Origin of the sequence: Psychrobacter sp. FME13 (assembly GCF_014861395.1) — a bacterium.
Lineage (GTDB): Bacteria > Pseudomonadota > Gammaproteobacteria > Pseudomonadales > Moraxellaceae > Psychrobacter.
Genome location: NZ_RRYV01000206.1, coordinates 1 through 4,100 on the forward strand (window position 1 = coordinate 1; position 4,100 = coordinate 4,100).

At 40.6% G+C, this 4,100-nt stretch carries 3 protein-coding genes; 1 reads left to right on the top strand and 2 read right to left on the bottom strand.

Features of this window, described 5'->3' with window-relative positions:
• Positions 1–212 precede the first annotated feature (212 nt).
• Positions 213–929 (top strand): SIMPL domain-containing protein, encoded by a 717-nt coding sequence (locus EI164_RS14835; RefSeq protein ID WP_192520687.1) that lies wholly within the window; start codon positions 213–215, stop codon positions 927–929.
• Between the two features lie 133 nt (positions 930–1,062).
• On the opposite strand, the gene EI164_RS14840 is transcribed toward EI164_RS14835, so the two are convergent.
• Both EI164_RS14840 and glnA read right to left on the bottom strand, forming a co-directional pair.
• Positions 1,063–1,809: a DUF4124 domain-containing protein gene (locus tag EI164_RS14840; protein ID WP_225739333.1), complete on the bottom strand. Its 747-nt coding sequence runs from the start codon at positions 1,807–1,809 to the stop codon at positions 1,063–1,065.
• 364 nt (positions 1,810–2,173) lie between these two features.
• On the bottom strand, positions 2,174–3,583 hold the full coding sequence (gene glnA / locus EI164_RS14845) for a type I glutamate--ammonia ligase (protein ID WP_192520688.1): 1,410 nt from the start codon (positions 3,581–3,583) through the stop codon (positions 2,174–2,176).
• Positions 3,584–4,100: the final 517 nt, after the last annotated feature.

The following is a 4,100-nucleotide window of genomic DNA, read 5'->3' on the forward strand; positions in this document are numbered from 1 at the left end:
AGGTCACAAAGGTCACAAAGGTCACAAAGGTCACAAAGGTCACAAAGGTCACAAAATTCTCACATCAACTCACTCAGTATTTGCTATTTTAATGTATAAAGTTATACCCATACCAACCTTTCTTTGATATATACAAGGAATGGCTTCTTGTGCGTAACCAGATTCTTAACATATTTGTGTATGCATCATTAGAACTAATTTAGGAGACAATAATGAAAACCACGTTACTAAACAAAACAGCCTTAACGACTGGCACAGCCTTGTTACTAACAGCCATGATGGGCAGTGCGCATGCAGAGCCAACAGGTTACGATCAGCTAACGTTTCAAACAGAAGTAAAAGAAGAGATTCAAAATGATGAAGTGCGAGCCAGCTTATATAAAAAAGCACAAGCAACAGATTCAAAAGCATTGGCAACGATGCTCAACACATCCATCAATAACGCGATGAAAATCGCTAAGCGCTACCCTAGTGTGACTGTAAGCACAGGGCAGCAGCGTACCTATCCTCGCTATGACAAAGACAATAAAATTATTGGTTGGACAGGACAAGCCAATATAGATTTGAAGAGTACTGACTTTGCCGCAACCAGTCAGCTCATCGCTGATTTGCAAGAGACGCTAGTGATGGAGAATCTAAACTTTGGGGTTTCAGAGAGTAAGAAAGATGCACTAGAACAAAAACTCATGACCAACGCTTCTCGCGCTTTTCAGCAGCAAGCTAAAAATCTAACTAGCGCATGGGGTGCTCGTGGTTATCGTGTGATTAATGTCAATCTCAACACAGGCGGTAACTCCCCTCGCCCTATGTACAGCAGCATGAGTATGAAAGCAAGCTCTGAGAGTGGATCAGTTCCTAGCCAAAGCTTTGAGTCTGGTAACAGTACTGTCTCAGTAACGGCAAATGGTACGATTGAGCTGACTAAATAAATCAACTTATACCAGTGGTTAGGTTCGTTCATAAATTGAGCTCTTCATACTAAAAAGGTAAGCACCATTATGGTGCCTGCCTTTTTCTTTGCGCTGTTGTTTATGCCGTCGTTATTGATCAATAAGACAAGCTCTAATCACTTTTACCTAACTTTAATAATAGTTTTTGGTATAACGATAGGTTTTGATAAGCCAACAGCTGCTCTGCTTTTCTTTTATTATCTTGCAATGTTGTGTTGTTCTGAATCACATAAATGGTACGCGCAACCTGCTGGAGCTTGCCACCTGCCTTATTGGTCACAACTGCCGTAATACTATGCGCACCTGGTAAAAGATCTACCGTTGAAATGGAAGCACTTAAACCCTGTGCCACCTCATTACCATCCAAGTAAATACTTACGCTATCGCCCGCTTGTAAGGATGGCTCTACTTGTACACTTACATCGATATTTTGTGCAGGACGACGATAAGCACGCTCTTCGCTTGGATTGGTGATTGTCAGCTGATAACTGACGGTCGAACTATTATTGTCCCTATCAGATGTACCAGTCGTCTCTGCGCTGGCAGCTTGTGCACTACTGCCAGACTGTTCACTTGCATTGCCATTGTTATTTGAATTAAGCGTATCACTTCTAGTCATCACACTGGTCTGAGTAACTTGCTTATCTGCTTGCTGCTCATAATTCTGTGGACGGTCGGTAAAGGTAACTTGACCCGTCTTTTCATCAACGACTTTATAAATAGAAGCAGCATTTGCCAAAGGGGCGTAGAGACTGGCTGTGAAGACGAGCAAGCCTGTGAATAACATCTTATTTTTTGTATGACTGCGTATGGTCATGGCAGTCTGAATCAAACGGAGATTTTTTGAGAGTGAGTGCATAGTCAGTCAACCTAATAAGTGCGCGTATTTAACAAATATAATAGTACCATTATGGGGGATTTTTAAGTGAAAAACACTAGGGCGTGTCTTCATTTTAAGATAATTATTAGGGCGTGTCTTCATTTCAAAAATGGTGATAAAAATGAGATAAATTGCCGTCAAACAAGGAAAATAGCGCAGATAATATCGGGATATTAACCAGCTATTTGATAATGTTTGGCAAGATTTAGCCATTTTTAGCCCATTTAGATGACTATCGAGTGAATTAAAGACACGCCCTAGTTTAAATTCCATAAAAAAAACCAGCTAAGTTAACCTTAGCTGGTTTTTATGACTCAAAATAACTGAGTGCTGTAGCGACTAATTAGCAGCTATAGTACATATCGAACTCAACTGGATGTACAGTCACGTTCAGACGTTGTACTTCTTCTTCTTTCAAAGCAATAAACGCCTCTAGCATATCTTTGGTAAACACGTCGCCTTTTAATAAGAACTCGTTGTCATCTTTCAATGCTTGTAGAGCAACATCTAAGCTCTCTGCAACCGTTGGGATTTGTGCTTCTTCTTCTGGTGGCAAGTCATACAAGTTTTTGTCAGCAGCTTCACCTGGATGCATTTTGTTTTGGATACCGTCAAGGCCAGCCATCAACAATGCAGCAAATGCTAAGTAAGGGTTCGCTGTTGGATCAGGGAAACGTGCTTCAACACGCACTGCTTTAGGGCTGCTTACATGTGGAACACGGATAGATGCTGAGCGGTTAGACGCTGAATAAGCAAGCTTAATAGGCGCTTCGTAATGTGGCACTAAACGCTTATAACTGTTGGTTGATGGATTGGTAATCGCGTTCAAAGCACGAGCATGCTTGATGATACCACCAACGAAGAACAACGCTGTTTCAGACAAACCAGCATACTCATCACCTGAGAACGTGTTTACGCCATCTTTCGCGATAGACATATGTACGTGCATACCTGAACCATTGTCACCAACGATTGGCTTAGGCATAAATGTAGCCGTTTTACCAAACTGATGCGCAACGTTATGAACCACATATTTTAACTGTTGAACTTCATCTGCCTTACGTACCATGGTGTTAAATGCAACACCGATTTCAGACTGGCAAGAAGCAACTTCGTGATGATGTACTTCAACACTACCTTCGCCAACAATCTCTTCAATGCGTTCACACATCACTGAACGCATATCTTGTGAGCTATCAACAGGCGGTACTGGGAAATAACCACCTTTCACGCGTGGACGATGCGCCATGTTGCCCCACTCATAAGTCTCGCCTGTCGACCATGCTGCTTCTTCAGCAGTGATTTTATGGCTAACACCAGACATATCAACTGACCACTTCACATCATCAAATACAAAGAATTCCGGCTCAGGACCAAAATAAGCAGTATCACCAATACCAGTAGACTTTAAGTACTCTTCAGCGCGGCGTGCGATAGAACGTGGGTCACGATCGTAGCCTTGTAGCGTTGATGGCTCGATAATGTCACAAGTAACCACAACAGTTACTGAATCAAAGAACGGGTCGACAAAGGCTGTCTCTGCATCTGGACGTAAGATCATATCTGACGCTTCAATACCTTTCCAACCAGCAATTGATGAGCCATCAAACATTTTGCCATCTTCCATAACATCTTCGTCGATGGTATGCGCAGGGAAACTGATATGTTGCTCTTTACCACGGGTATCGGTAAAACGAAAGTCAACCCATTTGGCATTTGTTGATTTGATAAGATCTAGTAATTTGTTCGACATAAATAATCTCCGTTGTGTTGATCACGTTATTGCGATGTAAAGTTATTTGTTTAATTTTTTGGTTCAAGAATATTAATATTAGCTGCGTAATTCAAACTAAAGCGCGCTTTCAATATTATGCTTATTATCAGCACTGTCAATGTCTTTAGTCAAGACATCCTTCTAATATCAAGTTTGTGCTTGCCACTCTCACTTTATTCTAACAACATACGAACGATAATAGTAAGCGCTTCGGGCATTTGTTAACAAATATTTTTAAAGCATTTTTTGCTAAAAATAGTTATGACATTGTTAGTGCAAAGGCTATGCCAACTTAAATAAGTCATAGCATCAAAGTACTTGAAACGTTGTTTTATTATCAATAATTACAAACATCTATAGCAGAAATATTAAATCATGATATTTATTTTTTAGCCTAGGGGCTGTATAGAATTGAGAAAACATTGAAAAAAATAAGCAACACCTTACTCTAATGTTTACCACAACAAAGAAACAAGGCGTCACTTATGGCTCGCAC

Bases quoted from the DNA above. Each gene is read 5' to 3' on its own strand.
- EI164_RS14835 (WP_192520687.1), top strand. From the start codon at position 213: ATGAAAACCACGTTACTAAACAAAACAGCCTTAACGACTGGCACAGCC.
- EI164_RS14840 (WP_225739333.1), bottom strand. From the start codon at position 1,809: ATGCACTCACTCTCAAAAAATCTCCGTTTGATTCAGACTGCCATGACC.
- glnA (WP_192520688.1), bottom strand. From the start codon at position 3,583: ATGTCGAACAAATTACTAGATCTTATCAAATCAACAAATGCCAAATGG.